The 25,873-nt window shown below is 62.9% G+C and carries 24 protein-coding genes; 14 read left to right on the top strand and 10 right to left on the bottom strand.

Annotated features, from left to right (window positions below; all coding sequences use genetic code 11):
• Positions 1 to 2: 2 nt before the first annotated feature.
• The 8 genes from AC1DY9_RS10705 to AC1DY9_RS10670 form a co-directional block, all read right to left on the bottom strand.
• A complete protein-coding gene (locus AC1DY9_RS10705) occupies positions 3 to 2,711 on the bottom strand; it encodes a DUF4118 domain-containing protein (protein WP_477666489.1) in 2,709 nt (902 codons plus the stop codon).
• A gap of 33 nt (positions 2,712 to 2,744) precedes the next feature.
• Positions 2,745 to 2,921, bottom strand: coding sequence for a hypothetical protein (locus tag AC1DY9_RS10700; RefSeq protein WP_457281364.1), 177 nt, complete (start codon positions 2,919 to 2,921; stop codon positions 2,745 to 2,747).
• An 11-nt stretch (positions 2,922 to 2,932) separates the two neighbouring features.
• The gene (kdpC, locus tag AC1DY9_RS10695; RefSeq protein ID WP_457281365.1) at positions 2,933 to 3,505 is read right to left on the bottom strand and encodes a potassium-transporting ATPase subunit KdpC; all 573 of its coding nucleotides are present in this window, start codon (positions 3,503 to 3,505) and stop codon (positions 2,933 to 2,935) included.
• A 24-nt stretch (positions 3,506 to 3,529) separates the two neighbouring features.
• Positions 3,530 to 5,605, bottom strand: a complete 2,076-nt coding sequence (kdpB, locus tag AC1DY9_RS10690) for a potassium-transporting ATPase subunit KdpB (RefSeq protein ID WP_477666488.1) — start codon at positions 5,603 to 5,605, stop codon at positions 3,530 to 3,532.
• A gap of 25 nt (positions 5,606 to 5,630) precedes the next feature.
• On the bottom strand, positions 5,631 to 7,430 hold the full coding sequence (gene kdpA / locus AC1DY9_RS10685; protein WP_477666487.1) for a potassium-transporting ATPase subunit KdpA: 1,800 nt from the start codon (positions 7,428 to 7,430) through the stop codon (positions 5,631 to 5,633).
• Positions 7,430 to 7,528, bottom strand: coding sequence for a potassium-transporting ATPase subunit F (locus tag AC1DY9_RS10680; RefSeq protein ID WP_457281368.1), 99 nt, complete (start codon positions 7,526 to 7,528; stop codon positions 7,430 to 7,432). Before AC1DY9_RS10680 ends, kdpA begins: the two co-directional genes overlap by 1 nt.
• Before the next feature lie 216 nt (positions 7,529 to 7,744).
• Entirely contained in the window at positions 7,745 to 7,939 is a 195-nt protein-coding gene (locus AC1DY9_RS10675; RefSeq protein ID WP_477666486.1) for a hypothetical protein, read from the bottom strand.
• Between the two features lie 13 nt (positions 7,940 to 7,952).
• Complete coding sequence (locus AC1DY9_RS10670) at positions 7,953 to 8,738, bottom strand: sulfite exporter TauE/SafE family protein (RefSeq protein ID WP_477666485.1); 786 nt, start codon at positions 8,736 to 8,738, stop codon at positions 7,953 to 7,955.
• Positions 8,739 to 8,830: 92 nt separating this feature from the next.
• Between AC1DY9_RS10670 and AC1DY9_RS10665 the strand changes: the two genes are divergently transcribed.
• The 3 genes from AC1DY9_RS10665 to AC1DY9_RS10655 are packed head-to-tail and all read left to right on the top strand — an operon-like array spanning position 8,831 to position 10,798.
• Positions 8,831 to 9,772, top strand: a complete 942-nt coding sequence (locus AC1DY9_RS10665) for a LysR substrate-binding domain-containing protein (RefSeq protein ID WP_477666484.1) — start codon at positions 8,831 to 8,833, stop codon at positions 9,770 to 9,772.
• 4 nt (positions 9,773 to 9,776) lie between these two features.
• Complete coding sequence (locus AC1DY9_RS10660) at positions 9,777 to 10,445, top strand: HD domain-containing protein (protein WP_477666483.1); 669 nt, start codon at positions 9,777 to 9,779, stop codon at positions 10,443 to 10,445.
• Positions 10,442 to 10,798, top strand: coding sequence for a hypothetical protein (locus tag AC1DY9_RS10655; RefSeq protein WP_477666482.1), 357 nt, complete (start codon positions 10,442 to 10,444; stop codon positions 10,796 to 10,798). Before AC1DY9_RS10660 ends, AC1DY9_RS10655 begins: the two co-directional genes overlap by 4 nt.
• A gap of 210 nt (positions 10,799 to 11,008) precedes the next feature.
• Here AC1DY9_RS10655 and AC1DY9_RS10650 read toward each other — a convergent pair whose 3' ends face one another.
• A complete protein-coding gene (locus AC1DY9_RS10650; RefSeq protein WP_457281374.1) occupies positions 11,009 to 11,725 on the bottom strand; it encodes a Crp/Fnr family transcriptional regulator in 717 nt (238 codons plus the stop codon).
• A gap of 160 nt (positions 11,726 to 11,885) precedes the next feature.
• Here AC1DY9_RS10650 and AC1DY9_RS10645 point away from each other — a divergent pair, with 160 nt between their 5' ends.
• From AC1DY9_RS10645 to AC1DY9_RS10600, 10 genes are all read left to right on the top strand, one after another.
• Positions 11,886 to 13,085: an ABC transporter substrate-binding protein gene (locus AC1DY9_RS10645; protein WP_457281375.1), complete on the top strand. Its 1,200-nt coding sequence runs from the start codon at positions 11,886 to 11,888 to the stop codon at positions 13,083 to 13,085.
• Between the two features lie 147 nt (positions 13,086 to 13,232).
• On the top strand, positions 13,233 to 15,179 hold the full coding sequence (locus AC1DY9_RS10640; protein ID WP_477666481.1) for an AMP-dependent synthetase/ligase: 1,947 nt from the start codon (positions 13,233 to 13,235) through the stop codon (positions 15,177 to 15,179).
• Positions 15,180 to 15,327: 148 nt separating this feature from the next.
• Positions 15,328 to 16,110, top strand: a complete 783-nt coding sequence (locus AC1DY9_RS10635) for an ABC transporter ATP-binding protein (protein ID WP_457281377.1) — start codon at positions 15,328 to 15,330, stop codon at positions 16,108 to 16,110.
• A 78-nt stretch (positions 16,111 to 16,188) separates the two neighbouring features.
• Positions 16,189 to 17,118 (top strand): branched-chain amino acid ABC transporter permease, encoded by a 930-nt coding sequence (locus AC1DY9_RS10630; protein ID WP_457281378.1) that lies wholly within the window; start codon positions 16,189 to 16,191, stop codon positions 17,116 to 17,118.
• Between the two features lie 137 nt (positions 17,119 to 17,255).
• Positions 17,256 to 18,332: a branched-chain amino acid ABC transporter permease gene (locus tag AC1DY9_RS10625; protein WP_457281379.1), complete on the top strand. Its 1,077-nt coding sequence runs from the start codon at positions 17,256 to 17,258 to the stop codon at positions 18,330 to 18,332.
• 126 nt (positions 18,333 to 18,458) lie between these two features.
• A complete protein-coding gene (locus AC1DY9_RS10620; RefSeq protein ID WP_457281380.1) occupies positions 18,459 to 19,793 on the top strand; it encodes an ABC transporter substrate-binding protein in 1,335 nt (444 codons plus the stop codon).
• 182 nt (positions 19,794 to 19,975) lie between these two features.
• Complete coding sequence (locus AC1DY9_RS10615; protein WP_457281381.1) at positions 19,976 to 20,785, top strand: ABC transporter ATP-binding protein; 810 nt, start codon at positions 19,976 to 19,978, stop codon at positions 20,783 to 20,785.
• 131 nt (positions 20,786 to 20,916) lie between these two features.
• On the top strand, positions 20,917 to 22,176 hold the full coding sequence (locus tag AC1DY9_RS10610; protein ID WP_457281382.1) for a phenylacetate--CoA ligase family protein: 1,260 nt from the start codon (positions 20,917 to 20,919) through the stop codon (positions 22,174 to 22,176).
• 190 nt (positions 22,177 to 22,366) lie between these two features.
• Entirely contained in the window at positions 22,367 to 23,362 is a 996-nt protein-coding gene (locus tag AC1DY9_RS10605; protein WP_457281383.1) for a tripartite tricarboxylate transporter substrate-binding protein, read from the top strand.
• A gap of 231 nt (positions 23,363 to 23,593) precedes the next feature.
• Complete coding sequence (locus AC1DY9_RS10600; protein ID WP_457281653.1) at positions 23,594 to 24,547, top strand: Bug family tripartite tricarboxylate transporter substrate binding protein; 954 nt, start codon at positions 23,594 to 23,596, stop codon at positions 24,545 to 24,547.
• Positions 24,548 to 24,630: 83 nt separating this feature from the next.
• On the opposite strand, the gene AC1DY9_RS10595 is transcribed toward AC1DY9_RS10600, so the two are convergent.
• On the bottom strand, positions 24,631 to 24,933 hold the full coding sequence (locus tag AC1DY9_RS10595) for a DUF1840 domain-containing protein (protein WP_436156923.1): 303 nt from the start codon (positions 24,931 to 24,933) through the stop codon (positions 24,631 to 24,633).
• A 140-nt stretch (positions 24,934 to 25,073) separates the two neighbouring features.
• Here AC1DY9_RS10595 and AC1DY9_RS10590 point away from each other — a divergent pair, with 140 nt between their 5' ends.
• On the top strand, positions 25,074 to 25,823 hold the full coding sequence (locus tag AC1DY9_RS10590; protein WP_457281384.1) for a 2OG-Fe dioxygenase family protein: 750 nt from the start codon (positions 25,074 to 25,076) through the stop codon (positions 25,821 to 25,823).
• Positions 25,824 to 25,873: the final 50 nt, after the last annotated feature.

Below are 25,873 nucleotides of genomic sequence, written 5' to 3'. Positions count from 1 at the left end.
GGTCAGGCGGTTTCGGGCAGGCCCTGCGGCGGCGGGCGGCGCGGCAGGGTGATGGTGAATTCTGCACCACCGCCCGGCGCATTGGCGGCTGTGATCTGCCCGCGGTGCGCCTGCACCACCGCCTGGCAGATGGCCAGGCCCAGCCCCACGCCCGGCGTGGCCGATTCGGTCTCGCCGCGCGTGAACTTCTCGAACAGCTCGTGCTCGCGGCCCTTGAGGGTGGCGGGCAGGCCGGGCCCGTGGTCACGCACCGCCAGCATCAGCGCCTGCTCCGTCGCCTCTGCGCTGATTTCTATAGGCGACCGCCCGTACTTGGCGGCGTTTTCCAGCAGGTTGACGAGCACGCGCTCCATCAGCACCGCGTCAAATTCGACCAGCGGCAGATCGGCGGGTAGCGCCGCCGTGACAGCCTTGCCGGCCAGCGCGTGCTGCGCCTGGCGGATCGCCGAACCGACAATTTCCTCGACAGACTGCCATTCGCTTCGCAAGTTAACGGCACCGCTTTGCAGCCGCGCCATGTCCAGCAGGTTGTTGACCAGCGCGCTCAGGTGCCGCGCTTCGCCGGCGATGGCGCGCGCCGCCTGCGACTGTTCGCTACTGAGCGGCGGCGCCGTGCGCTGCAGGGAGTCGGCCAGGCCGATCAACGCGGTCAACGGCGTGCGCACATCGTGCGAAATCGCCGCGAGCAGCATGTTGCGCAATTTCTCGGACTCCATCTGCACCACCGCCTGCTGGGCCACCTCCACATAGTGCACGCGCTCCTGCGCGATGGCGATCTGCCGCGCCAGGGTTTCGAGCTGCTGCATCTGCTCGGGAATCAGCAGCCAGCGCGCCTGCGCAGGCTTGAGCGCCAGCACGCCACGCACGCGCATCGGCGCCTTGAGCGGGATGTAATGCCATGCCTGGGCCGACAAGGTGGCGGTGGCCAACCCCGCCGGCTGTTCGTTGCGGAACACCCAGTCGGCCACGCTGGCGTCAAAATCCGCGGGCGGTTTGGCGGGCGGCAGTAACTGGTCGTGGCTGTCGGTCACCATCACCACCGCCTGCCCGCCGAAGTTGCGCTGCGCGGCCGCTTCGCCGAGTTCCATGACCTGCTCACTCAGCAGCGCCGCCGACAGGTCGCGCGTGAGCTCGAACAGCGACTGCGCGCGGCGCTCGCGGCCGGCCGCAATGCGCGCCTGAAAACGCAGGCCTGCCGTGAGTTGCCCGGTTAGCAGCCCCACCATCAGCATGACGGAAAATGTCAGCAGGTACTGCACATCGCTGACGGCAAACGACAGGCGGGGCGGCACAAAGAAAAAGTCAAACGCCGCCACATTGAGGAAAGCCGCCAGCGCTGCCGGCCCGCGCCCGAACTTCAGCGCCACCAGCACCGTACCGAGCAGAAACAGCATCACGATGTTGGCGAGGTCAAAAAATCTGAGCAAAGGCAAAGCCAGCAAGGTGACTGCGGCGCTACCAGCCATTGCCCATGCGTATCGCGGCAGGCTCTCCTGCCAGGCCGCGGCGGCATCATCGTCGGCAGAACGCTGCACGGCGCGCGCCAGCCGCCGCGCACTGTCGGCATGGCCCACCTCCACAATGTCCAGTGTGGGCGCCAGCGTCGCCAGCCGGCGCGTCATGGTGGAGCCGGCCCACAGCGCGCGCCAGCCCGGCAGCTGCGGGCGCCCCACCACCAGCGTGGCGCAATTGAGCTGCTGTGCCTGCGCCACCAGTTCGGCCGCGGCATCGCTGCCGGTCAGCACCGCCGTGGCCGCGCCCAGTTCTTCGGCCAGCTGAATGACGGCCAGGATGCGGTCGCGCCTGGCGACCTCCAGCAGCTGCAGGCGCGGCGTTTCCACATAAGCCGCATGCCAGCGCACATTGAGCTGGCCGGCCAGGCGCGCCGCCGTGCGCACGGTCTGCTCGGCGCCTTCACGCGGGCCTATGCAGGCGAGGATGGCGCCTTCGGTGTTCCAGACCGGGGCGATGGATTTTTCGACGCGGTAGCTGCGCACGTCGTCTTCCACATGCTCGGCCGTGCGCCGCAATGCAATCTCGCGCAGTGCGATCAAATTGCCTTTGCGGAAAAAATTCTGCGCCGCGCGCTCGGCCTGCTGCGGCAGGTAGACCTTGCCGGCTTTCAACCGCGCCATCAGTTCGTCAGGCGTGACGTCGACCAGGATGATTTCATCGGCGCCGTCCAGCACCGTGTCCGGGACCGTTTCATGCACGCGTATGCCGGTGATGGCACCCACCGTGCCATTGAGGCTTTCCAGGTGCTGCACATTGACCGCTGACCAGACGTCGATGCCGGCTTCCAGCAGCTCCTGCACATCCTGCCAGCGCTTGGCATGGCGCGAGCCCTCCACATTGCTGTGGGCGAGCTCGTCGACCAGCAGAAGTGCCGGCTTGCGCGCCAGCGCCGCGTCCAGGTCGAACTCTTTCAACCTGTGCCCGCGGTAGGCTACCTCCTGCAAGGGCAGTTGCTCAAGCCCGGTCAGCAGTTCCATGGTTTCACTGCGGCCATGGGTTTCGACCACACCGACCAATACATCCCGCCCGGCCTTGCGCTCGCGCTGCGCGGCGCTGAGCATGGCGTAGGTCTTGCCCACGCCGGCACTGGCACCGAAGTAGATGCGCAAACGTCCCCGGCGCGCTTTTTCCTCCTCGCCGCGCAGACGGTCGAGAAGTTCGTCGGGGTCAGGGCGGGAGTCGGAAAAACTGGCCATGCCGTTGCGCTATTCCTGGGTGATTCAAAAGTTTCAAAGATCGCCTCGCAAAGGGTAACACCGGGTGTGTTTTTCCTGTTCGCCTGACTCGCCATCTTTTGGCATGCCGGACTCCCGCCTTTCACCGCGGCCCGCGATCCACCAGGCCACCGCCAGCGGCACGCCAAAGGCGGCCAGCGCACACAAGACCCGCAGAAGATCAGAGTCCATGGACATTTCTCTTAACGAAGCGCTTCCAGCGCGAGGTTGAGTTGCAGCACATTCACCTGGGCCTCGCCCAGAAAGCTCAGCAAAGGCTGCTCGGTGTACTGCCCGACCAGGGCCTGAACCTTCTCAAGCGCCAGGCCACGCGCTTTGGCCACACGGGCCACCTGGTAGCGCGCCGCAGCCGGGCTGATGTGCGGGTCCAGCCCGCTGGCAGACGCCGTGACCAGGTCCACCGGCACCTGGGCCGTGTTGCCCGGATCGGCCGCTTTCAGCGCTTCGACACGGCCCTTGACCGCGTCGACCAGCGCAGGATTCAGCGGGCCCTGGTTGGAGCCGCTGGAAGCCGATGCGTTGTAAGGCATGGGCCCCGTGGCCGATGGGCGGCCCCAGAAATTTTTGGGATCGCTGAAGTTTTGCCCGATCAGCGAAGAGCCGACAACCTTGCCGTCACGCTGGATCAGGCTGCCGCCGGCCTGCGCCGGAAACAACGATTGCGCGGCGCCGGTCACCACCAGGGGATAAGCCACGCCGGTGACCAGGGTCAGCACGGTGAACATCACAATTGCGGGGCGAAGAATATTTGTCATGAGGATTCCTTGATATGCAGGTGTTCAGGCGAGGTTCATTGCTACCAGCAGCAAGTCAATCGCCTTGATTCCGATAAAGGGCACGATGAGACCGCCCAGGCCGTAAATAAGCAGGTTGCGGCGCAGCAGCGTAGCGGCGCCCACAGCGCGGTATTTCACACCTTTGAGCGCGAGCGGGATCAGGAACATGATGATCAGGGCGTTGAAAATCACCGCCGACAAAATCGCCGACGACGGACTGCCCAGACGCATCACATTGAGTGCAGCCAGTTGCGGGTAAGTGGTCACAAAGATCGCCGGGATGATGGCGAAGTACTTGGCCACATCGTTGGCGATTGAAAACGTGGTGAGCGAGCCGCGCGTCATCAGCAGGGCCTTGCCGGTCTCCACAATCTCCAGCAGCTTGGTGGGGTTGGAGTCGAGGTCCACCATGTTGCCGGCCTCCTTGGCGGCCTGGGTGCCGCTGTTCATGGCGACCGCCACGTCGGCCTGGGCCAGGGCCGGCGCGTCGTTGGTGCCGTCGCCCGTCATTGCCACCAGTCGGCCTTCGGCCTGGTATTGGCGTATCAGTTTGAGTTTGTCTTCGGGCGTGGCCTCGGCCAGGAAGTCGTCAACACCCGCCTCGGCAGCGATGGCAGCGGCCGTGAGCTTGTTGTCGCCGGTGATCATCACCGTCTTGATGCCCATGCGGCGCAGTTCGCCGAAGCGTTCCTTGATGCCGGCCTTGACAATGTCTTTCAGCTCCACGATGCCCAGCACCGTGCTGCCGTCGGCCACGGCCAGCGGCGTGCTGCCGCGGCGCGACACGTCATCTGAAGCGCGCAGAACTTCAGCCGGAACGGTTCCGCCCAGTGCTTCCACATGCTTGCGGATCGCATCGACCGCGCCCTTGCGCAGTTGCCGCTTGCTTCCATCGGGATTCAAGGCGTCCATTCCGCTCATGCGGGTTTGCGCAGTAAAGGGCACCTCAATCACAGCCTGCATGGGCGACTGGCTGACGGCCAGCTTCAGGGCCAGCGCCACGATGCTGCGGCCTTCCGGCGTTTCGTCGGCATAGGAGGCCTGCATGGCGCAGGTGGCGAGCGCTTTTTCAGACACGCCGGGCGCGGGCAAAAAGCTCGAAGCCTGGCGGTTGCCGTGGGTGATGGTGCCGGTCTTGTCGAGCAGCAGCACATCCACGTCGCCGGCAGCCTCAACCGCGCGGCCCGAAGTGGCGATGACATTGGCCTGCATCATGCGGCTCATGCCGGCCACACCCACAGCCGACAGCAGGCCGCCAATCGTGGTCGGGATCAGGCAGACCAGCAGCGCTACCAGTGCGGTGATGCTCACCACCGTGCCCGCCCCCACCGCACCCACGCTGAAGACGGAGAACGGCAGCAACGTGACAGTAACCACCAGGAAAACAATGGTCAGCGCCACCAGCAAAATCGTCAAGGCGATTTCATTGGGCGTCTTCTGGCGTTTGGCACCTTCGACCATGCTGATCATGCGGTCCAGGAAGGATTCGCCGGGGTTGACGGTGATGCGCACCACCAGCCAGTCTGACAGCACGCGCGTGCCGCCGGTCACGGCGGAGAAGTCGCCGCCCGACTCGCGCACCACCGGGGCCGATTCGCCGGTGATGGCGCTTTCGTCGACCGAGGCCACGCCTTCAATCACTTCTCCGTCCAGCGGAATCATGTCGCCGGCATCGACCAGCACCACGTCCCCTTTCCGGAGATTTTCAGCTTCTCGCGGCAGGAACGTGGCGCCATGCCGGGGTTCCTTGAGCTTCTTGGCCCAGGTGCTTTTTTTCAGGCTCCGCAGCGACGCCGCTTGTGCCTTGCTACGGCCCTCGGCCAGCGCTTCGGCAAAGTTGGCGAACAGCACGGTGAACCACAGCCAGACGGCCACGGCAAAGATGAATCCGGCAGACGCTTCGCCCTGGCCCTGCAGGGCTTGCAGGCCCAGCAAGGTTGTGAGAATGCTGCCGATGTAGACGACAAACATCACGGGGTTGCGCCACTGCACGCGCGGGCTCAGCTTGGTGAACGAAGCCACGATGGCCGGCTTGAGCAGCGCGGGATCCAGCAGCATTAAAGTTTTTTGGGTACTCATATGGGTTTCTCTTTGAGCCTCGCGGTTATTGGCCTGGCCACAGCATCAGGTGCTCGACCACCGGGCCCAGCGCCAGGGCGGGCACGTAATTGAGCAGGCCCACCAGCAGCACAGTGCCTATCAACAGCATCACGAACAGCGGGCCGTGCGTGGGCATGGTGCCGGCCGTAACCGGCAGGCGTTTCTTGGTGGCCAGCGCACCGGCAATGGCGAGCACCGGAACGATGAAGCCGAAGCGCCCCAGCCACATCACGATGCCCAGCAGCGTGTTGTAGAACGGCGTGTTGGCCGACAGCCCCGCGAAGGCGCTGCCATTGTTGTTGCCGGCCGAGCTCAGCGCGTAAAGGATTTCAGAAAAGCCGTGCGCACCGGGGTTGGCAATGCCCGCCTTGCCTGCGCCGGCCAATACGGCGATGGCGGTGCCGGCCAGAACCAGGACAGGCGTGACCAGGATGGCGATTGAGGTCAGCTTCATCTCATGCGCCTCGATCTTCTTGCCCAGGTATTCCGGCGTGCGGCCAATCATGAGGCCGGCGATGAACACCGCCAGGATGGCGAAGATCAGCATGCCATAAAGCCCCGTGCCAACGCCGCCAAACACCACTTCGCCCAGCTGCATCATCACCATGGGCACCATGCCGCCCAGCGGCGTGAAGGAGTCGTGCATGGCATTGACCGCGCCGCAGGACGCCGCCGTCGTGATGACCGCGAACAGGCTGGAGGCATTGATGCCGAAGCGGGTTTCCTTGCCTTCCATGTTGCCGCCGGCCTGTAGCGCGCTGGCCGTCTGGTCCACGCCCAAAGGCGGCAGCAACGGGTTGCCGGCCTGCTCGGCCGGGGTGATGGCCACGACGGCGACGACAAATATCACCGTCATGGCGGCCAGCACGGCCCAGCCCTGGCGCTGGTCGCCCACCACGCGGCCGAAAGCGAAGCACAGCGCCGCCGGAATCAGGAAGATGGACAGCATCTGAAAGAAATTACTCAGCGCCGTCGGGTTTTCGTAAGGGTGGGCCGAGTTGGCGTTGAAGAAACCGCCGCCGTTGGTGCCCAGCATCTTGATGGCTTCCTGAGACGCGACCGGGCCCATGGCCAGGGTCTGCTTGTCGGATTTGGCATCCTCCATCACGGGATTGCCCTTGTCGTCTTTCAGCGCCTGGCCATCAGGGCCGTTTTTCGGCTGCTGATAGCTGGTCACTTCCAGTGTGCTCACGTCTTTGTAGGCATCAAAGTTCTGGATGACGCCCTGCCCCACAAGAAAGACGGCAAACACCAGCGACAACGGCAGCAGCAGCCAGGCCGTGATGCGCGTGATGTCCACCCAGAAGTTGCCGATGGCGCCGGTCGCGCGCGCGGCAAAACCGCGGAACAACGCAAACACCACGGCGATACCGGTGGCTGCGGAGAAGAAATTCTGCACAGCCAACACCAACATCTGCGTGAGGTAGCTCATGGTGGACTCGCCGGCATAGCCTTGCCAGTTGGTATTGGAAACAAAGCTGACGGCGGTGTTGAAGGCCGAGTCGGGCGTCACCGCGGCCATGCCGGCAGGGTTGAGCGGCAACCAGACCTGCAGGCGCTGCAGGGCATAGACAGCCAGCACGCCGAGCGCGTTGAAGGCCAGCAAGGCCAACGCGTACTGCGACCATTTCATGTTGGTATCGGCCGAGGTACCGGCCAGGCGGTACAGCGGCGCTTCGAGCTTGTGCATCCAGCCCGGAAGGTTGCCGGAATACAGGCGGGCCAACCAGATGCCCAGCGGCCAGGCCGTAACAAGCAATACGCCCAGAAAAAGGGCCAGCAAGCCCCAGGAAGTGTTGCTCATCAAAACTCCTCGGCGCAGATCAGCGCATAGACGAGGTAAGTGAGCAGCAGGACAGCACAGACGCCGCCGAAGCCGTACAAAACGTCGAGGCTGATCATGAACGGCCTCCTTCGGATTTTTCAAGCTTCTGGAAGCCCCAGACCAGCAAGACCATCACACCCCAGAGGGCGGCGGCGCCAAGAATAAACGCGAGATCCATGACTTTCTCCAACAACAAACGATGGAAGAAGTTTCGGATCCGACGTGTAAAAACGGGGATGAAAGACCGGTAGCCGGTATAAAGAAAGCGTAAAAATCAGGGGTTTAAACCCTGTTCAAGCCGATGCGTGAGACCGCATCACCACGCGCAGGTGCAGCGCGCGCAGGGCGTCAATGTCGTCCAGCAGGGACGAGGCCAAAGGCAGCAAGGGATCACCCTGATCGCCCGCTTCCTCCAACAGCAAGACCAGACGCGCGACCTTGGCATGGAGCGCCTCCATCGTCTGCGAAACCTCGCTGTGGTTTTCCATCGCACCGGCGTGGCTATCGCATCGCGCTGCGGGTGACCATGTAAACGCCTATCAGCAGCAGACCGGTGAAAAACAGGCGCCTGAAACCCTTCTCGCCCACCCGCCCGCGCAGCTTCTGGCCGGCGGCCATGCCCAGCAAGGCAGCGGGCAATGGCAGCAGCAAACTCCAGCCACCCGGCATGCTGCCCATGGCAAAAGAGCCTTCCATCACCAGGCGCAGAAAAAGTGCGACAGTAGAAACGGTGAAAGACAGGCCCAGCGCCTGCACCAGCTCGTCTTTCTTGAGCGATAAGGCCTGCAGGTAAGGCACAGCCGGAAAGACAAACACGCCGGTGGCCGAGGTGATGGCGCCGGTCGCCAGGCCGGCAGCGAAGGAAGAAACCCGCTCACCGCGGGGCGGGACCACCAGCGGCAGCGCGCACAGCCCCAGCAGCGCATAAATGATCAGCGCGGCGCCCAGACCTGCCGAGGCGAGGTCCGCATCAAGGGTGACCAGGCTTACCGGTGCCCACAACGTTCCGGCGATCACGCCAGCCTGCAGCGGCCACAGGCGCCGCAACAGGCTTGCCAGCGCGGCGCCGTCCCACATCTGCCAGGCATTCGTCAGCAACGAAGGCAGGATCAGGATGACGGCTGCCTGCGCAGGCGGCATCACGCCGGCCAGCAAGCCCATGGAGAGCGTCGGCAACCCCAGGCCCACCACGCCCTTGACGAGGCCGGCCAGCAGGAATACGCCGGCGACGGCGGCCATCAAGAGGGTGTCGTTCCCTGCACTCACGAAGTTGTTCATCGAGTTCATGCACCGATTCTGCGCAGCGGCGCGCTGGCGCTCAAGCGGTAATATCCGTTCACAGCCTTCGCCGTTGCCGAAGGCTAAAACGCCTGCAGCCCATGCCCGCCACCCTTCGCTTTGACCTCATCGACCTTCGGCTGTTTCTGCACACCGTCGATACCGGCAGCATCACGGCGGGCAGCAAGCTTTCACACCTGGCGCTCGCCTCGGCCAGCGCACGCATACGCGGCATGGAAGACGCCCTGGGTGTGCCGCTGCTGGAACGCCTGCGCGCCGGCGTGAAGCCGACCAAGGCCGGCCTGGCCGTGGCCCACCATGCGCGGCTGGTGTTGCAGCAAATCGAGCGCATGCACGGCGAGATCGGCGACTATGCCGGCGGGCTGGCCGGCAAGGTGCGTTTGCTGTCGAACACCGCCGCCATCACCGACTACCTGCCGCAAGCACTCGCGGATTTCCTCAACACGCATCCGGCCATCGACGTCGACCTGGAGGAGCGCCCCAGCCACCTGATCGTGTCGCAGCTGCTGGGCCAGGCGGCCGACCTCGGCATCGTGGCAGACTCCGCCGACATCTCCAGCCTTGAATCAAAACCTTTCCGGCGCGACCGGCTGGTGCTGGTGGTTCCAGCCGGCAGCGGCTTCGGCCGCCAGCGCCAGATACCGTTCGGGCAAACATTGAGCCATGACTTCGTCGGCCTGGAGGAAGACAGCGCCCTGCAACAGCACCTGAACCTGCAGGCCGAGCGCCTGGGGCTGCGCATGCGCACCCGCATACGGCTTCGCAGCTTTGAGGCGGTCTGCCGCATGGTGGAGGCCGGGGTCGGTGTGGCCGTGGTGCCGGCCATCGCGGCCGAACGCCATGCGGAGGCAGGCAAGCTGCGCATCCTCAAGCTGACCGACACCTGGGCCGACCGGCAGTTGCTGATCTGCGCGCGCCGCTTTGACCAGCTGTCGCTGCCGGCGCTAAGACTGGTCGAGTCGCTGTGCGCGCCTGCCGCGCCGCCGGAGCGCTCACACGCGCACACAACACCCAAGCGATAAAGTCATGCCCATGCAAACCCCTGAACCCACAGACCTGCTGGCCAGATCCTGGCGGCTTTGCGCTGATGCCCTTGCCGTCCGGCCAATCGGGCGGGCGGTGTTCGACGGACTGGTGGCGCGCTACTCAGAGCCGCACCGCAAGTACCACACCGTGCAGCACCTGGGCGAATGCCTCTCGCATTTCGAAGGCGTCCGCGACCTGGCTGAACAGCCCGCAGAAGTCGAGATGGCACTGTGGTTCCATGATGCGATTTACGACACGCAGCGCCACGACAACGAGGAAAAAAGTGCCGACTGGGCTCGCGAGGTGCTGCTGGCGCACGGCACCGCCGAAGCCGCCGCGCAGCGCGTTCATGACCTGGTCATGGCCACCCGCCATACGGCGCTGCCGGACTCGCCCGACGAACAGCTGCTGGTCGATATCGACCTGTCCATCCTGGGCGCCGGCCCAGCCAGGTTTGCCGAATACGAGCAGCAGATCCGGGACGAATACGCTTTTGTACCCGCGGCCGTGTTCCGGCAAAAGCGGGGCGAAATCCTGCAGGGTTTCCTGGACCGGCCTGTGATCTACAGCACGGCGCATTTCCACGAAACACTGGAAGCGCGTGCGCGCGAGAACCTGCGCAAGGCGATTGCCGGCGCGACATCGGCAACCAGCCCTTCAGCACGATGAACATCTGCCCCCACTGCCGTCAGGCTGGAATCAAGATCTGGGAAAAACGTTTCTCCAGCCGCGGCAACCCCGCCACCTGCACCGTGTGCGGAGGGCTCTCGCATGTTCTGGCCAGCGCCGCCGGCGGCACATTTATCCTGACATCCGTCCTGTTGATGCTTGCCGTCCTTGCCGGTTTTTTGACCAGCTCATGGCTGGCCGGGTTGTCGGGTGGACTGCTGGCAGCGGCCTACAACCTGTGGGCATGGCAGCGCGAAGCGCTTTGGCCGATCCTCAAGGAAAACGCCCAGGCTGCAAACCGCGCCAATTGGGTGGTCGCCGCGGTTTCCATCTTTATTTCGTTTCTTTCCTGAGGGACGGTGCCCCCACCTGTCGCACCATAACGCTATCAATTTCATAGCTGCCAGCGCATATCCTGATTGGTCCGAAGGCACTTTTGACATCAAAAAAATGTCGGGCACCACACGCCAAGTGCCAAAGATGGCTTCCCAGGATAGTTTTCTCTCTACAAATTGCTATTAATTCAATAGCTGCTTGCGCTTTCCCCCATTGGCCTGCAGCCATTATTTGCTTGAAAAAACACTGGACCGCAGGGCGCCCAGGTCCAGCACGCGCAGGCCGCCGTATTCGATGCGGATGAGGCCCTGGGCCTGCAAGGCATTGAGCGCCTCGTTCACGCGCTGGCGTGACAAACCCACCAGGTAAGCCAGTTCCTGCTGCGTGATGCGCAGGATTTCGCCCACACCCGGATACAGCACCGGGTTGAACAGCGAGGCCAGGCTGCGCGCCACACGGATGTCGGGGTTGTTCATGCGGTCGATCTCGCGCGCGGCGATGAACTGACCGAGCCGCTCATTGAGCTGGTTCATCACAAAGCGGTTAAAGCCGATGGAGTGGTCCAGCAGCCAGTGGAAGGTTTCAACGGGCAGGCCCGCCACCACGCTTTTGCGCAGCGCCTGGATGTTGTAGCGGTAGGGCTCGCGCTTGAGCGCCGTGCCTTCACCGAACCAGCCGCCGGGCGGCACGCCGGTGAACGTCATGGTCATGCCCTGCTCGTTGTCGCTGCTCATCTTGAGCAGGCCTTCGACCACGCCAAACCAGTAGGTCACCGGCTTGCCCACACGGCACACATAGTCGCCCGGCGCGGCGTCGCCTACCTGCAGCCCCGCCAGCGCACGTGCCCTTTCTTCAGGCTGCAGCAAGGGCAGCCAGGGAATGCCGCGCAGCTCGTCGGGCGTGGGGTTCCTGCGGCGCTGGTGAAGAGGCGGTTCAGTGGACATGGCTCACAGCATTCGGGTGAAAGTCAGTGAAAGGTCAGGGAAAGTCCGGGGCGGGCGCAACCCTTGGATTGTCGTCGGATAGACATTTCATTGCCAATCCAAAGCATAGCATCGGCCCCGCTGAGACAGCAAACCAACAACGAAAGCCAGGAGACCCGCCATGACCGAAAACCGCACACCTTCGCCGACCGATTCATTTCCTGCAGGCATCGACCCGCAGCGCACCCGCCTGACACGCCGCCGCATGCTGGGCGCACTCGCCGCCGTGCCCGCCGCACTTTACGGGCCGGCGCGCGCTCAGGACACCGGCCCGGTGCACATCGCGCAATCCATCGCGCTGAGCGGGCCGCTGGGCGAGCTGGGCCAAGCCATGCACCAGGGTGCAAAAGCCTGCTTTGCCAGCATCAACGCCAAGGGCGGCGTGAACGGCCGGCTGATCGAACTCACCGTGGCCGACGACGGCTACGACGTCAAACGCGCGCTGACCAATGTGAAAGGCTTCATCGACGACAAAAGCAATTTCGCGCTCTTCAATTGCATGGGGACACCCATGATCGAAGCCATGCTGCCTCAGGTGATGGAGTCGGGCATGCCTTTCTTCGCACCGTTTTCCGGTGCGCTGTCGGCACGGCCGGCCAATGCGCGCAATGTGTTCAACATCCGCGCGAGTTACGCCGACGAAGCCGAGCAGCTGGTGCAGCACCTGGCAACCATCGGGATCCGGCGCATCGCGATCGTCTACCAGAACAACTCCTTTGGGAAAGAAGTCTTCGACGCCACCCAGCGCTCCATGGCCAAACACAAGCTGGAAGCGACCGCGATTGTCACGGTGGAAAACAACTCTTCGGATACCGGCCCGGCAGCGGTAAAAATTGCGGGCTCCAACCCGGAAGCCGTGCTGGTGGGCCTGGCCGGCAAGCCGACCATCGACTTCGTGAAAGCGATACGCGTGCAGCGCAAGGGACTGCCGCTTTATGCGCTGTCCATCATGGGCGCAGCCGCCACACTCAAGGCTATGGGTGACGACGCCACCGGCATTGCCGTGTCTCAAGTCGTGCCCTTGCCGGGCAATACCGTGGTGCCTATGGTGCGCGAATTCCAGCAGGCCTGGAAAGCCGCGGGCGTGACGCTGGAGCCTTCACACCTGGCGCTGGAGGGTTACATCAATGCCCGCGTGTTTGCCGAGGCGCTGCGGCGTGCAGGCAAAAACCCCACGCGCGCCGGCTTCATCGACGGCACCTGGAATTTGAAGCGCTATGACCTGGGCGGCTTTGAAGTGAGCTTCAGCGACTCGGCCCGCAATGCCTCACGCTTTGTGGAACTCACCATGGTTTCGCGCGACGGGCGCTTTATCCGATAAACCGCGCCGACCCCGGGCACACCCCAGTAGGACTTACCCGGAAATTGTCGTCGCAATGACACCGTAACGTCAAAGCCGGTCCTACTATTCATTGCATACCAGCGGCTTTCAACGAGAAGCCGCACAAGAACGGAGACAAGAAAGCGAATGCAGACCACGTTCCCACGATTGCTGCTCAAACATGCGGCCGAACGCCCCGGCGCCGCCGCCATGCGCGAAAAAGAGTACGGCATCTGGCAGGCGCACAGCTGGGCCGGCATGGCGCAGCTGGTGGAGCGCATCGCCTGCGGCCTGCATGAAGCCGGGCTGCAGCGTGGCGAGCACATGGTCATCATCGGCGCCAACCGGCCGCGCCTGTACGCCACCATGCTGGCCGCGCAGTCGCTGGGCGCCATACCCATTCCGCTTTACCAGGACGCCGTGGGCGCCGAGTGTGTCTTTCCCATCAACAATGCCGACGTACGTTTTGCGCTGGTGGAAGACCAGGAGCAGGTGGACAAGCTGCTGGAGATACGCAGCCAGTGCCCGCAACTGGACCAGATCATTTATGACGACCCGCGCGGCCTGCGCAACTATGCCGAGGCTGGCCTGCAATCGCTGGACGCCTTGCTGGAAAAGGGCGAAGCCTTTGCCGCGAAACAACCCGGCTTCTTCAAGAGCGAAGTCGAAAAATCCCGGCCGGATGATGTGGCCGCGATGTTTTTCACCTCGGGCACCACGGGCAATCCCAAGGGCGTGGTCCATACCCACAACACCCTGCTGGACCGCGCCAAGGCCGGCGCCGACTTCGACAAACTCACCTCCGGCGAGGAAGTGCTGGCGTACTTGCCACCCGCGTGGGTCGGCCAGAACATCTTCAGCTATGCGCAGTGGCTGGCCTGCGGCTATGTGGTGAATTGCCCCGAGAGCGCGAGCACCGTGATGATCGACCTGAAAGAAGTCGGCCCGACCTACTACTTTGCGCCACCGCGGATTTTCGAAAGCCTGCTGACCACCGTGATGATCCGCATGGAAGACGCGGGCCGCATCAAACGCGGCATGTTCAACTATTTCATGGGCGTGGCCAAACGCGCCGGCCCCGCATTGATGGACGGGAAGCCGGTGGGCGGGCTTGACCGCCTGCTATATGCACTGGGCAGCGTGATGGTCTATGGCCCGCTGCGCAATACGCTGGGTTTTTCGCGCGTTCGCGTGGCCTACACCGCGGGTGAAGCGATTGGACCGGACCTCTTTACCTTCTACCGCTCCATCGGCATCAACCTGAAACAGCTGTATGGCTCGACCGAGACCGCCGTGTTTGTGTGCCTGCAGCCGGACAACGAAGCACGCGCCGATACGGTAGGGGTGCCGATCAGCGGCGTGCAGATCAAGGTGGCCGACAACGGGGAAATCCTGGTGAAGTCCGCCGGCCTGCTCAAGGAATATTACAAAAATCCCACGGCGACGGCCGAGGTGCTGAGCGCCGACGGCTGGTATCACACCAGCGACGCGGGCTTTATCGATGCCGCCGGCCACCTCAAGATCATCGACCGCGTGAAAGACGTGGGCCGCATCAAGGGTGGCACCAACGACGGTGCCATGTTTGCGCCCAAGTACGTGGAAAACAAGCTCAAATTCTTCCCGCACATCAAGGAAGTCGTGGCCTACGGCGACGGCCGCGAAAAAGTCTGCGTGATGATCAACATCGACTTCGACGCCGTGGGCAACTGGGCCGAACGCCGCAATCTGCCTTACGCCGGCTACACCGACCTGGCGCAAAAGCCCGAGGTTTACCAGCTCATCAAGGAGTGCGTCGAAAAAGTCAACGCCGACCTCAGCGTGGACGCCCTGCTGGCCGGCTCACAGGTCAGCCGCTTCCTGGTGCTGCACAAGGAGCTGGACGCCGACGACGGCGAACTCACACGGACGAACAAGGTGCGGCGCGGCTTCATTGCCGAGAAGTACCAGCCGCTGATCGATGCGCTTTATGGCGGCAAGACCGAACAGTTCATTGAAACCGTCGTGAAGTTTGAAGACGGCCGATCAGGCAGCGTCAGTGCGACGCTGAAGATCAGCGACACACAGACTTTTGCGCCAATAAAGGCGGCAGCATGAACAACAAGCAACAGCAAGTCCCCCAGATACCAGCTCGAGCCGCGGAACCGGCTTTGCCGGGCCGCAGGCGGGCGGCCCCCTCGGGGGGCAGCGTAGTACACGCAGTGACAAGCGTGGGGGCAAAGTTTGCACCCGTGAAGGCAGCAGCATGACTAAAAAGATCGGTGACGTCATCCTTGACGTCAACAACATCAGCCTGAGTTTTGGCGGGGTCAAGGCCCTCTCGGATATTTCCTTCAATGTGAAAGAGCATGAAATCCGCGCCATCATCGGACCCAACGGCGCCGGCAAAAGCTCCATGCTCAACTGCATCAACGGCGTTTATGCGCCGCAGCAGGGCTCCATCACCTTTCGCGGCCAGACCTTCAAGCATATGAACAGCCACCAGGTGGCCGTCATGGGCGTGGCGCGCACTTTCCAGAATCTGGCGCTCTTCAAGGGCATGAGCGTGCTCGACAACATCATGTCGGGCCGCAACCTCAAGATCAAAAGCAACCTGCTGCTGCAGGCGCTGCGCATAGGCCCCGCCGAAAAAGAAGAAATCATGCACCGCGAGGCAGTGGAAAAAATCATCGACTTCCTGGAAATCCAGGCCTACCGCAAGACGCCCGTCGGGCAACTGCCCTACGGCCTGCAAAAACGCGTTGACCTAGGCCGTGCGCTGGCGATGGAGCCGCAAGTCCTGCTGCTCGACGAACCCATGGCCGGCATGAACGTGGAAGAAAAGCAGGACATGTGCCGCTTTGTGCTCGACGTGAACGACGAGTTCGGCACCACCGTCGTGCTGATCGAGCACGACATGGGCGTGGTGATGGACATCTCCGACCGCGTCGTGGTGCTCGACTACGGCAAAAAAATCGGCGATGGCACTCCCGACGAAGTACGCAACAACGAAGACGTGATCCGGGCCTACCTCGGCACCAGCCACTGACATGGACGAGAACACCAAGATGAAACCACAGCGTTCCCCGCAACCCACGATGTCCCCATCCAGCGAAGGGAGCCAGTGATGGGTTCATTTTTAGAGACGATTATTGGCGGCCTGATGTCGGGCATGCTGTATTCGCTGGTCGCATTGGGCTTTGTGCTGATCTACAAAGCCTCGGGTGTCTTCAATTTCGCCCAGGGCGCGATGGTGCTGTTCGCGGCGCTGGCCATGGCGCGTTTTTCCGAGTGGATTCCGCAGTGGACGGGACTGGACAGCAAGTTCATCAACAATGCATTGGCCTTTGCAGTCGCGCTGGCCATCATGGTCGTGGTGGCCTGGTTGATTGAAAAGCTGGTGCTCAGCAAACTCGTGAACCAGGAAGGCGTCGCGCTGCTGATGGCGACGTTGGGCATTTCGTATTTCCTGGACGGCTTCGGCCAGACCATCTTTGGCTCCAGCATTTACAAGATTGACGTGGGCATGCCCAAGGATCCGATGTTCCTGCTGGAAGGTGTCTTCCAGGGTGGCCTGCTGGTGAACCAGGAAGACCTGGTCGCCGCGCTGATCGCCACCGCCCTGGTGGCGGCACTGGCCGCCTTCTTCCAGTACACGAGTACAGGCCGGGCCTTGCGCGCCGTAGCCGACGACCACCAGGCCGCGCAATCCATCGGCATTCCGCTCAACCGCATCTGGGTCATCGTCTGGAGCGTGGCGGGCTTCGTGGCCCTGGTGTCCGGCGTCATCTGGGGCAGCAAGCTGGGCGTGCAGTTTTCGCTGTCGGTGCTGGCGCTCAAGGCGCTGCCGCTGGTGATTTTGGGTGGCCTGACTTCGGTGCCTGGCGCGATTGTGGGTGGGCTGATTCTGGGCGTTGGCGAGAAACTGGCCGAAGTCTTTCTCGGCCCTTACGTCGGCGGTGGTATCGAGATCTGGTTTGCGTATGTACTTGCGCTGTGTGTCTTGCTGGTCCGGCCTCAGGGCTTGTTCGGCGAAAAAATCATCGATCGCGTATAGACATGAAGCCCCCACGCTTGTCACTTCGAGCCTTCGGCGCGCTGCCCCTTACATGTGAATTGGGGCCGATGCGCCTACGGCGCGGCAAAGCCCAGCGCACAACTTCTTTTATTGCGATCTAACGGCGGCTCACCTTTATGTTTTACAGAGAAAACGGCCAGTTCAAAACCAACTACCGGGCTGACCAGCAGATCTTCCCAATCCTGCAGGACCGGATCGCCATCGGCTTGCTGTTGGCGTTCGCCTTCGTTGTCGTGCCATTGTTGGCCAGCGACTACCTGTTCCGCGCCATCCTGATTCCCTTCCTGATCTTTTCGCTGGCAGCCGTTGGGGTGAACATCCTGGTCGGCTATTGCGGACAGATCTCGCTGGGCTCGGGTGCCTTTATGGCGGTGGGGGCCTATGGCGCCTACAATTTCTTTGTGCGTATTCCCGGCATGCCGCTGATTCCAGCACTGATCCTGGGCGGCTTGTGTGCCATGCTGTTCGGCATCCTGTTCGGGCTGCCCAGCCTGCGCGTGAAAGGCCTGTACCTGGCGGTGACCACGCTGGCCGCGCAGTTCTTCAGCGACTGGATGTTTTTGCGCATCAAGTGGTTCACGATGGACACGCCTTCGGGTTCGGTGTCGGTCTCCAACCTGCAGGTGTTTGGACTGCCCATCGAAAGCGCGCTGAGCAAATACCTGTTTTGCCTGGCCATCGTGGTGGTGATCACCCTGCTGGCCAAAAACCTGGTGCGCAGCGCGATCGGCCGCGAGTGGATGGCCATTCGCGACATGGACGTGGCAGCCGCCGTGATCGGCATTCGCCCGATGTACGCCAAGCTCAGCGCCTTTGCAGTCAGCTCTTTCATCATCGGCATCGCTGGCGGCCTGTGGGCCTTTATTTACCTGGGCGCCTGGGAGCCTGCCGCCTTTTCAGTGGACTACTCCTTCCGCCTGCTGTTCATGGTGATCATCGGCGGCATGGGCGCCATCATGGGCAGCTTCTTCGGCGCGGCCTTCATCGTGGTGCTGCCGATTGTGCTGAGCCAGCTGCTGCCGGTGCTTGCCGGCTGGCTGGGTATATCGATCTCCACGGCGGGCATCTCGCACGCGGAACTGATGATTTTTGGTGGGTTGATCGTGTGGTTTTTGATTGTCGAGCCGCATGGGCTGGCCAAGCTGTGGGCCGTTGGAAAGCAGAAATTACGGCTATGGCCATTCCCCCACTGAGCGCTCCGATACGCCAGGCCTAGGGTTAAGAATTACTCGAAATCACCAATGCGCAATGGATTGTTAGGTCGTTTACTGAGGTGTCAGTTTTTTTCGCGGTGTTTATAAATTTTCCAGGAGACAACAATGAAGATTCGTAACGTGATGTTGGCGGTGGCAATCCTCGCCACCGGCGCTTCGTCCCTCGTGGCGACCAGCGCATTCGCACAGGCCAAAGAGCAATTCTTTCCGGTGCTGTCTTACCGCACCGGGCCTTACGCGCCCAACGGCGTGCCCTGGGCCAACGGCTATGTGGACTACCTCAAGCTGGTCAATGCCCGCGGCGGCATCAATGGCGTGAAGATCTCGTTTGAAGAGTGCGAAACCGGCTACGACACCGCGCGCAGTGTCGAATGCTACGAACGCCTGAAAGGCAAGAACGGCGGCGCCACGCTGGTGCAACCGCTGTCTACCGGTGCGACGTTTGCCATCACAGAAAAAGCCCCCGTCGACAAAATTCCGGTGGTGACCGTGGGCTATGGCCGCAGCGAGAGCGCAGACGGCTCCATCTTCAAATGGAACTTCCCGATTGCCGGCACCTACTGGGTCGCCGCCGACGCCATCCTCCAGGCCATCGCCAAGAAGGAAGGCGGCTTCGACAAGCTCAAGGGCAAACGCATTGCGCTGGTCTATCACGACTCGCCGTTCGGCAAAGAACCCATTCCGCTGATGCAGGAACGCGCCGCCATGCACGGCTTCACGCTGCAGCTGCTGCCCGTCACCGCGCCCGGTGTCGAGCAAAAAGCCACCTGGCTGCAGGTTCGCCAGTCGCGCCCAGACTACGTTGCACTGTGGGGCTGGGGCATCATGAACACCACCGCCATCAAGGAAGCGCAAGCCACCGGCTACCCACGCGAGAAGATGTACGGCGTGTGGTGGGCCGGCGCAGAGCCTGACGTGAAAGACGTGGCTGAAGGCGCCAAGGGCTACAACGCCGTGACCATGCAGCACGGCGCCGAGCCGAATTCCAAGCTGGCCAAAGACATGCTGACCCTGGTGCACGGCAAAGGCCAGGGCACAGGCCCCAAGGAAGAAGTCGGCCAGGTGCTTTACATGCGTGGCGCCATGAGCGCGATGCTGGGCGTGGAAGGTTTGCGCGCCGCGCAAGACCGTTTCGGCAAGGGAAAAATCATGACCGGCGAGCAAGTGCGCTGGGGCCTGGAAAACCTGAACCTGACGCAGGCCAAGCTGGATGCGCTGGGCTTTGCCGGCGTGATGCGGCCTATCAGCACCTCGTGCACCGACCACATGGGTTCGGCATGGGCGCGCATCCATACCTGGGACGGAAAGGAATGGAAATTTACCTCCGACTGGCTGCAGGCTGATGAGCAGGTGATCAAGCCCCTGGTCAAGTCCACCGCCGCCAAGTACGCCACCGAGAAAAAGCTGACGGCGCGCACACCCGCTGACTGCCAAAGCTAGGCTCCCCCCGTGGCGGCGCTCTGCGCCGCCTCCCCCTCAAGGGGCGGCACTGGTGGACCGGCAAAGCCGGATCCACGGTGCCCTTGCCTTGAAATCCTTCCGCCAGGCGGGAGGGGTGCGGCTCTCGCGAGCCGCCAATTGGAAGGCCTGCACGCAGGTCTTCCAATTGGTCAGGAAAAAATATGGACACACCTAACATCGTTCTCAATGTCAACGGCATCGAGGTTATCTACAACCACGTGATCCTGGTGCTCAAGGGCGTCTCGCTGCAAGTCCCGCAGGGCCGCATCGTGGCCATCCTGGGCGGCAACGGCGCGGGCAAGACCACCACACTGCGCGCGATTTCCAATCTGCTCAGGGGTGAGCGCGGCGAAGTCACCAAAGGCTCCATTGAGCTGCGCGGCGAGCGCATTGAAAACCTCTCGCCGGCCGACCTGGTGCAACGCGGCGTGGTGCAGGTGATGGAAGGGCGGCACTGCTTTGCCCACCTGACCATCGAGGAAAACCTGCTGACCGGCGCCTACACGCGCAGCAGCAAGGCCGAAGTGGCGGCCAACCTGGAGAAGGTCTACAACTATTTCCCGCGCCTGAAAACCCGGCGCACCTCGCAGGCGGCTTATACGTCTGGCGGTGAGCAGCAGATGTGCGCCATCGGCCGTGCGCTCATGGCCAGCCCTTCCATGGTGCTGCTGGACGAGCCCTCCATGGGCCTGGCGCCGCAGATCGTCGAAGAAGTCTTCAACATCGTGAAGGACCTGAACCAGAAGGAGCAGGTCACCTTCCTGCTGGCCGAGCAGAACACCAACATGGCACTCAAATATGCCGACTACGGCTACATCATGGAAAGCGGCCGCGTGGTGATGGATGGCGCGGCCAGCGACTTGGCCAATAACGAGGATGTCAAGGAGTTCTACCTTGGCGTGGGCGGCGGCGAGCGCAAGAGCTTCAAGGATGTGAAGAGCTACAAGCGCCGCAAACGGTGGCTGGCCTGAATGGCCCCCACGCTTGTCACTTCGTGTACTGCGCTGCCCCCCGAGGGGGCCGCTGCGCCTGCGGCCCGGCTAAGCCGGTTCCGCGGCCCCGGCTGGTTTAAGACCTCTCCTTGCCCAGGTTTTCTCCAAATATGACCACACATTACGACTCACTGGAAGTGCGAAGCCCTGCGGAACGCGAGGCGGCGCTGCTGACCGCCTTGCCGCAGCAGATTGCCCATGCCAAGACCCGGGCCCCCGCATTCACAGCCATCCTTAAAGACGTTGACGCCCAGGCCATCACATCACGTGCGGAACTGGCGCAATTGCCCGTCACGCGCAAGCATGAGTTGCTTGAGCGCCAGCAGGCCGAGCGCGCGCCCGGTGGCAGTGGCAATGCATTTGGCGGTTTCAGCGCCTTGCGCTACGGCGCGCATATGCCCCATGTTTTTGCCAGCCCTGGCACCATTTACGAGCCCGGCGGCAAGCGCAAGGACTACTGGCGCATGGCTAGGGCCTTGTATGCCGCCGGCTTTCGCGCCGGCCAGCTGATTCACAACAGTTTCAGCTACCACTTTGTGCCGGCGGGCTCCATGATGGAAACCGGCGCGCATGCCCTCGGTTGCACCGTGTTCCCGGGCGGCACCGGCCAGACGGAGCAGCAGGTACACGCCATGGCGGAACTCAGGCCGGCCGGCTACATCGGCACACCAAGCTTCCTGAAAATCATCATGGAGAAGGCCGCCGAAATGAAGGTGGAACTGCCGACCGTGACGCGGGCACTGGTTTCAGGCGAGGCGTTTCCCCCCAGCCTGCGCGACTGGCTGGGTGAGCGCGGCATTGCGGGCTACCAGTGCTATGCCTCGGCCGACCTGGGCCTGATTGCCTATGAAACCGAAGCGCGGGAAGGCCTGGTGCTGGATGAGGGCGTGATCGTGGAAATCGTGCGCCCTGGAACGGGTGACCCGGTGGCTGAGGGCGAAGTGGGAGAGCTGGTGGTGACCACCCTCAATCCCGGCTATCCGCTGATTCGCTTTGGTACGGGCGACCTTTCCGCCATCCTGGCGGGCACCTGCCCCACGGGACGCACCAATGCGCGCATCAAGGGCTGGATGGGACGAGCCGACCAGACCGTCAAGGTCCGCGGGATGTTTGTACACCCCGGACAGGTCGCCGATATCGCCCGGCGCTTTCCGGAAGTGATCAAGGCCAGGCTGGTCGTCAGCGGAGAGATGGCGAGCGACAACATGCATTTCCAGGTAGAAACCGCTTCCGCCCCGGATGGCCTGGACCAGCGTATCGGCGACGCCATCCGTGACGTCACCAAACTGCGTGGAACGGTCCAGCTAATGGCCCCGGGAAGTCTCCCCAACGACGGAAAGGTTATTGAGGATGCACGTAGTTACAAGTAGAGCCCCCAGCTTGTCGCTGCGCCTGCGGTCTGGCGAAGCCAGTCCCGCAGCCCCTGCTGGCCTGAACTCCCAAAGCCCGGGGTTGCGCGCTGCCCGCAAAGCGACCGGGGGCTAGCCCTTACGTAGTTCCCGCGATGTTTGCGCAGTAAGCGGACCGTAAACTTGGCGCGTTCATCACAAGGAGACGCTCATGAAACGCCTGTTAGTCCTCGCCGCTGCTGCAACGGCCATGTTTGCAGCCCACGCGCAAGCCCCCGCCTTCCCCGGCTCCAAGCCAGTCACTCTGGTGGTCCCATTCGCGGCCGGCGGCCCAACCGACCGTGTGGCACGCGACCTGGCCGAAGCCATGCGCAAAGCCATGGGCGGCAGTGCCAACTTCGTGGTGGAAAACGTCAACGGCGCCGGCGGCACCATCGGTGCGGCCAAGGTAGCCCGCGCAACACCCGATGGCCACACCCTGCTGGTGCACCACATCGGCATGGCGGCTGCGCCGGCCTTGTACCGCAAGCTGCCCTACAAGGTGCTGGACGACTTCGAGTTCCTGGGCATGATCAACGAAGTACCGATGACCATCATCGGCAAACCGCAGCTACCGGCCAACAACTACCGCGATTTCGAGAACTACATTCGCGCCAATGCCGGCAAACTCAACATCGCCCATGCCGGCCTGGGTTCCGCATCGCACCTCTGTGGCCTGATGTGGCAGGCAGCCATCAACGCCAAGGACGCGATGACCACCATCCCCTTCGGCGGTACAGCACCAGCCATGAATGCACTGGTGGGCGGACAGGTCGACATGATGTGTGACCAGACCACCAACACCACCGGCCAGATTGAAGCCGGCCGCGTCAAGGCGTTTGCGGTCACGACCGCCAAACCGCTGAAGAACAACAAGCTGCTCAAGGACTACCCGACGCTGCAGGAAATGGGCCTCAAAAACTTCGACCTGACGATCTGGCATGGCATGTACGCCCCCAAGGGAACGCCGCCGGCCGTGATGACCCAGCTCAACAACGCCCTGAAAGTGGCGCTCAAAGACCCCGACTTCATCAAGAAGCAGGAAGGCCTTGGCGCCGTGGTGGTGACCGACAAGCGCGTCGAACCTGCCGCCCACAAGGCTTTTGTATCGGCCGAGATCAACAAGCTCAAGCCCGTGATCGACGCCGCCGGCAAGTTCGCCGACTGATCCGTTGACCGTTTGATTGCCAGCCGCCCGGTTCACGCCGGGCGGCTTTTCTTTTTTTGGGTGGCTGGGTTGAAACCCTCTTGAAGCATGGACCCACGCACGCTATCTTCATGTGACCCCCGGCCGCGCCGGCCATCCCTGGAGCCCCTCTTGAACAACAACAGCAAGCCCTTTCTTTCCCGTCGCTACGGCGCTTTCCTGGCCACCGCGCTGACCGCCGTCGCCACCTTTATGGCCACGCCCTCCGCCTGGGCGCAAAGCGCCAGCTGGCCCACCAGGCCCGTCAAAATCGTCGTGCCCTTCGCGCCAGGCGGCACCACCGACATCCTGGCCCGCGCCATGGCACCTGAACTCTCCAAGGCATTCGGCCAGCCCTTTGTGGTTGAGAACCGTGCCGGTGCCGGCGGCAACATTGGCGCAGACGTGGTCGCCAAATCCACACCTGACGGCTACACCCTGCTGATGGGCACCGTGGGCACGCATGGCATCAACAAGTCGCTGTACAGCAAGATGGCCTACGACCCGCAAAAGGACTTCGCGCCCATCACGCTGGTCGCGGGCGTACCCAACGTGATGGTGGTGAATACCGAAAAGGCGAAAGCCGCCGGCATCAACAATGTCACGGACTTCATACGCGCGGCCAAAGCCAAGCCCGGCACTTTCAACATGGCCTCCAGCGGCAACGGCACGTCCATCCACCTGGCGGGTGAACTGTTCAAGACCATGAGCGGCACTTACATGACCCATTTCCCCTATAGCGGCTCCGGCCCGGCACTGCTGGCGCTTGTGGGTGGCGACATGGATGTGATGTTCGACAACCTGCCGTCTTCCATGCAGCTCATCAAGTCCGGCAAGCTCAAAGCCCTGGCCGTGACGAGCTCAGAACGCTCAGCCGCCCTGCCTGACGTCCCCACCATAGAACAGGCCGGCGGCCCGGCCATGAAAGGTTTCGACGCGAGCTCCTGGTTCGGCCTGCTTGCCCCCGCCGGCACGCCGCCCGACATCGTGAATCGCATCCAGCAGGAAACCGCCAAGGCGCTGGGCACGCCTGCGATGAAAGAAAAACTGCTGGCCCAGGGTGCGATTCCGAGCGGCAATACGCCGGCACAGTTCACGGCTTTTATTAACGCCGAACACAAGAAGTGGGCGCAGGTGGTGAAGGCTTCGGGGGCGAAGGTGGACTGAGTGCATATCAACTCACCACGCAAAAAGCCCTGTCACCAGGGCTTTTTTAATATGGCTCGGCGCGACCGCTGGCCCTGCTGAGCCTAAACGCCCCAAACCACCTCATGCCCCGACTTCAGGTTGCGCTGCAGCATGTCAATAAAAGGCACGGCGCGCTGGCGCAGGCCCAGGCCGTCGCCTGGGACGACGCCGTCTTCGGCATTGGCGTCGTGGGCTTCTTCATGCGCGATCGCTGCCTGCAGGGCGGCTATCGCGGCGGGCATTTGCTCGGGCAGGATGATGCCTTTGGGGGCGGGGTCTTTGCCGATGATTTCGAGGACCTTGCGGCCGTTGGCTTCGAGCATGATCACATCGCCGGCGTCTTTTGATTTGAATTTGTAAAGCATGGATGCTCCTCTAGTTGGACAGACAGGCCATTATGGAAAGTTTTCGGACGCGTGTATGTAGGCAGGTTTCACCTGTTGCGGCCTCGGGGTTCCGGCTGCGGCCGCCGGGCCGGCCGCGCGGCTCAAGCAAAATAGGGCCCATGTTCAATATCGCCACTGTCCCCAAGTCGGCTCGCCAGGCTCTCAGCCAGGATGGGCTGAGCCTGCTCAACCCTGCCGAGCTGACGGCCACGCTGGAACTGCCGACGCCGGCATGGACATCAGGCTGGCAGGCGCTGACAGACTCCTGGAACCGCTTGCCGCCTGACGCCCATCTGAAGGACGGCGGCCACTACCGCAAGCGCCGCCATTCCTGCTTCGTCCAGGAACTGGCCACAGGCACGCTCACGCAAACCCCGCATCGCGCCCACTGGCAACCCACCGATTACAACGCCCTGCACGGCGGCTTCGAGCGCTGGTTCGACCCGGTCGAGCCAGCGGTAGCTACAGCCCAGGCGTGGACGGACCTGCTGGCCAACCTGGGCAAGCTGTTTGCGCAAGTACAGCCCGCCGGGCGCTGGCATATTGAAGCGCACCAGTTCCGCATCGACACCGCGGGCGGCGTAGGCCGGCCCACGCCGGAAGGCGCACACCGCGACGGCGTGGACTTTGTGGTGGTGATGATGGTGGGGCGCCACGGCGTGAAGGGCGGCGAGACCCGGGTGTTTGACGCCAACGGCCCGCACGGCGTGCGTTTTGTGATGCAGGAGCCGCTGACAGCGCTGCTGCTGGACGACGCACGGGTGATTCACGAAACCACGCCCATACTGCCGGCAGACGATCGGACCGGCGGCGGTTTTCGGGATACGCTGGTGCTCACTTACCGGGCAGCTGGCTTTCAGGCACCCTGATATGCGGTTGGTGCGGCAGCCGTAAATACCCCCGCGGCCTCTACCCGCTG

The sequence above is a fragment of the Polaromonas sp. P1_F6 genome (assembly GCF_056405695.1).
The sequence above is the reverse complement of the archived record's forward strand: the minus strand, read 5'-3'. Positions and strand labels throughout refer to the sequence as shown.

Bases quoted from the DNA above. Each gene is read 5' to 3' on its own strand.
- AC1DY9_RS10670 (WP_477666485.1), bottom strand. From the start codon at position 8,738: ATGAACTCGATGAACAACTTCGTGAGTGCAGGGAACGACACCCTCTTG.
- AC1DY9_RS10705 (WP_477666489.1), bottom strand. From the start codon at position 2,711: ATGGCCAGTTTTTCCGACTCCCGCCCTGACCCCGACGAACTTCTCGAC.
- kdpA (WP_477666487.1), bottom strand. From the start codon at position 7,430: ATGAGCAACACTTCCTGGGGCTTGCTGGCCCTTTTTCTGGGCGTATTG.
- AC1DY9_RS10655 (WP_477666482.1), top strand. From the start codon at position 10,442: ATGAACATCTGCCCCCACTGCCGTCAGGCTGGAATCAAGATCTGGGAA.
- AC1DY9_RS10660 (WP_477666483.1), top strand. From the start codon at position 9,777: ATGCCCATGCAAACCCCTGAACCCACAGACCTGCTGGCCAGATCCTGG.
- AC1DY9_RS10640 (WP_477666481.1), top strand. From the start codon at position 13,233: ATGCAGACCACGTTCCCACGATTGCTGCTCAAACATGCGGCCGAACGC.
- AC1DY9_RS10615 (WP_457281381.1), top strand. From the start codon at position 19,976: ATGGACACACCTAACATCGTTCTCAATGTCAACGGCATCGAGGTTATC.
- AC1DY9_RS10620 (WP_457281380.1), top strand. From the start codon at position 18,459: ATGAAGATTCGTAACGTGATGTTGGCGGTGGCAATCCTCGCCACCGGC.
- kdpC (WP_457281365.1), bottom strand. From the start codon at position 3,505: ATGACAAATATTCTTCGCCCCGCAATTGTGATGTTCACCGTGCTGACC.
- AC1DY9_RS10675 (WP_477666486.1), bottom strand. From the start codon at position 7,939: ATGGAAAACCACAGCGAGGTTTCGCAGACGATGGAGGCGCTCCATGCC.
- AC1DY9_RS10700 (WP_457281364.1), bottom strand. From the start codon at position 2,921: ATGGACTCTGATCTTCTGCGGGTCTTGTGTGCGCTGGCCGCCTTTGGC.
- AC1DY9_RS10605 (WP_457281383.1), top strand. From the start codon at position 22,367: ATGAAACGCCTGTTAGTCCTCGCCGCTGCTGCAACGGCCATGTTTGCA.
- AC1DY9_RS10590 (WP_457281384.1), top strand. From the start codon at position 25,074: ATGTTCAATATCGCCACTGTCCCCAAGTCGGCTCGCCAGGCTCTCAGC.
- AC1DY9_RS10665 (WP_477666484.1), top strand. From the start codon at position 8,831: ATGCCCGCCACCCTTCGCTTTGACCTCATCGACCTTCGGCTGTTTCTG.
- AC1DY9_RS10625 (WP_457281379.1), top strand. From the start codon at position 17,256: ATGTTTTACAGAGAAAACGGCCAGTTCAAAACCAACTACCGGGCTGAC.
- AC1DY9_RS10610 (WP_457281382.1), top strand. From the start codon at position 20,917: ATGACCACACATTACGACTCACTGGAAGTGCGAAGCCCTGCGGAACGC.
- AC1DY9_RS10600 (WP_457281653.1), top strand. From the start codon at position 23,594: ATGGCCACGCCCTCCGCCTGGGCGCAAAGCGCCAGCTGGCCCACCAGG.
- AC1DY9_RS10650 (WP_457281374.1), bottom strand. From the start codon at position 11,725: ATGTCCACTGAACCGCCTCTTCACCAGCGCCGCAGGAACCCCACGCCC.
- AC1DY9_RS10645 (WP_457281375.1), top strand. From the start codon at position 11,886: ATGACCGAAAACCGCACACCTTCGCCGACCGATTCATTTCCTGCAGGC.
- AC1DY9_RS10680 (WP_457281368.1), bottom strand. From the start codon at position 7,528: ATGATCAGCCTCGACGTTTTGTACGGCTTCGGCGGCGTCTGTGCTGTC.
- AC1DY9_RS10635 (WP_457281377.1), top strand. From the start codon at position 15,328: ATGACTAAAAAGATCGGTGACGTCATCCTTGACGTCAACAACATCAGC.
- AC1DY9_RS10630 (WP_457281378.1), top strand. From the start codon at position 16,189: ATGGGTTCATTTTTAGAGACGATTATTGGCGGCCTGATGTCGGGCATG.
- AC1DY9_RS10595 (WP_436156923.1), bottom strand. From the start codon at position 24,933: ATGCTTTACAAATTCAAATCAAAAGACGCCGGCGATGTGATCATGCTC.
- kdpB (WP_477666488.1), bottom strand. From the start codon at position 5,605: ATGAGTACCCAAAAAACTTTAATGCTGCTGGATCCCGCGCTGCTCAAG.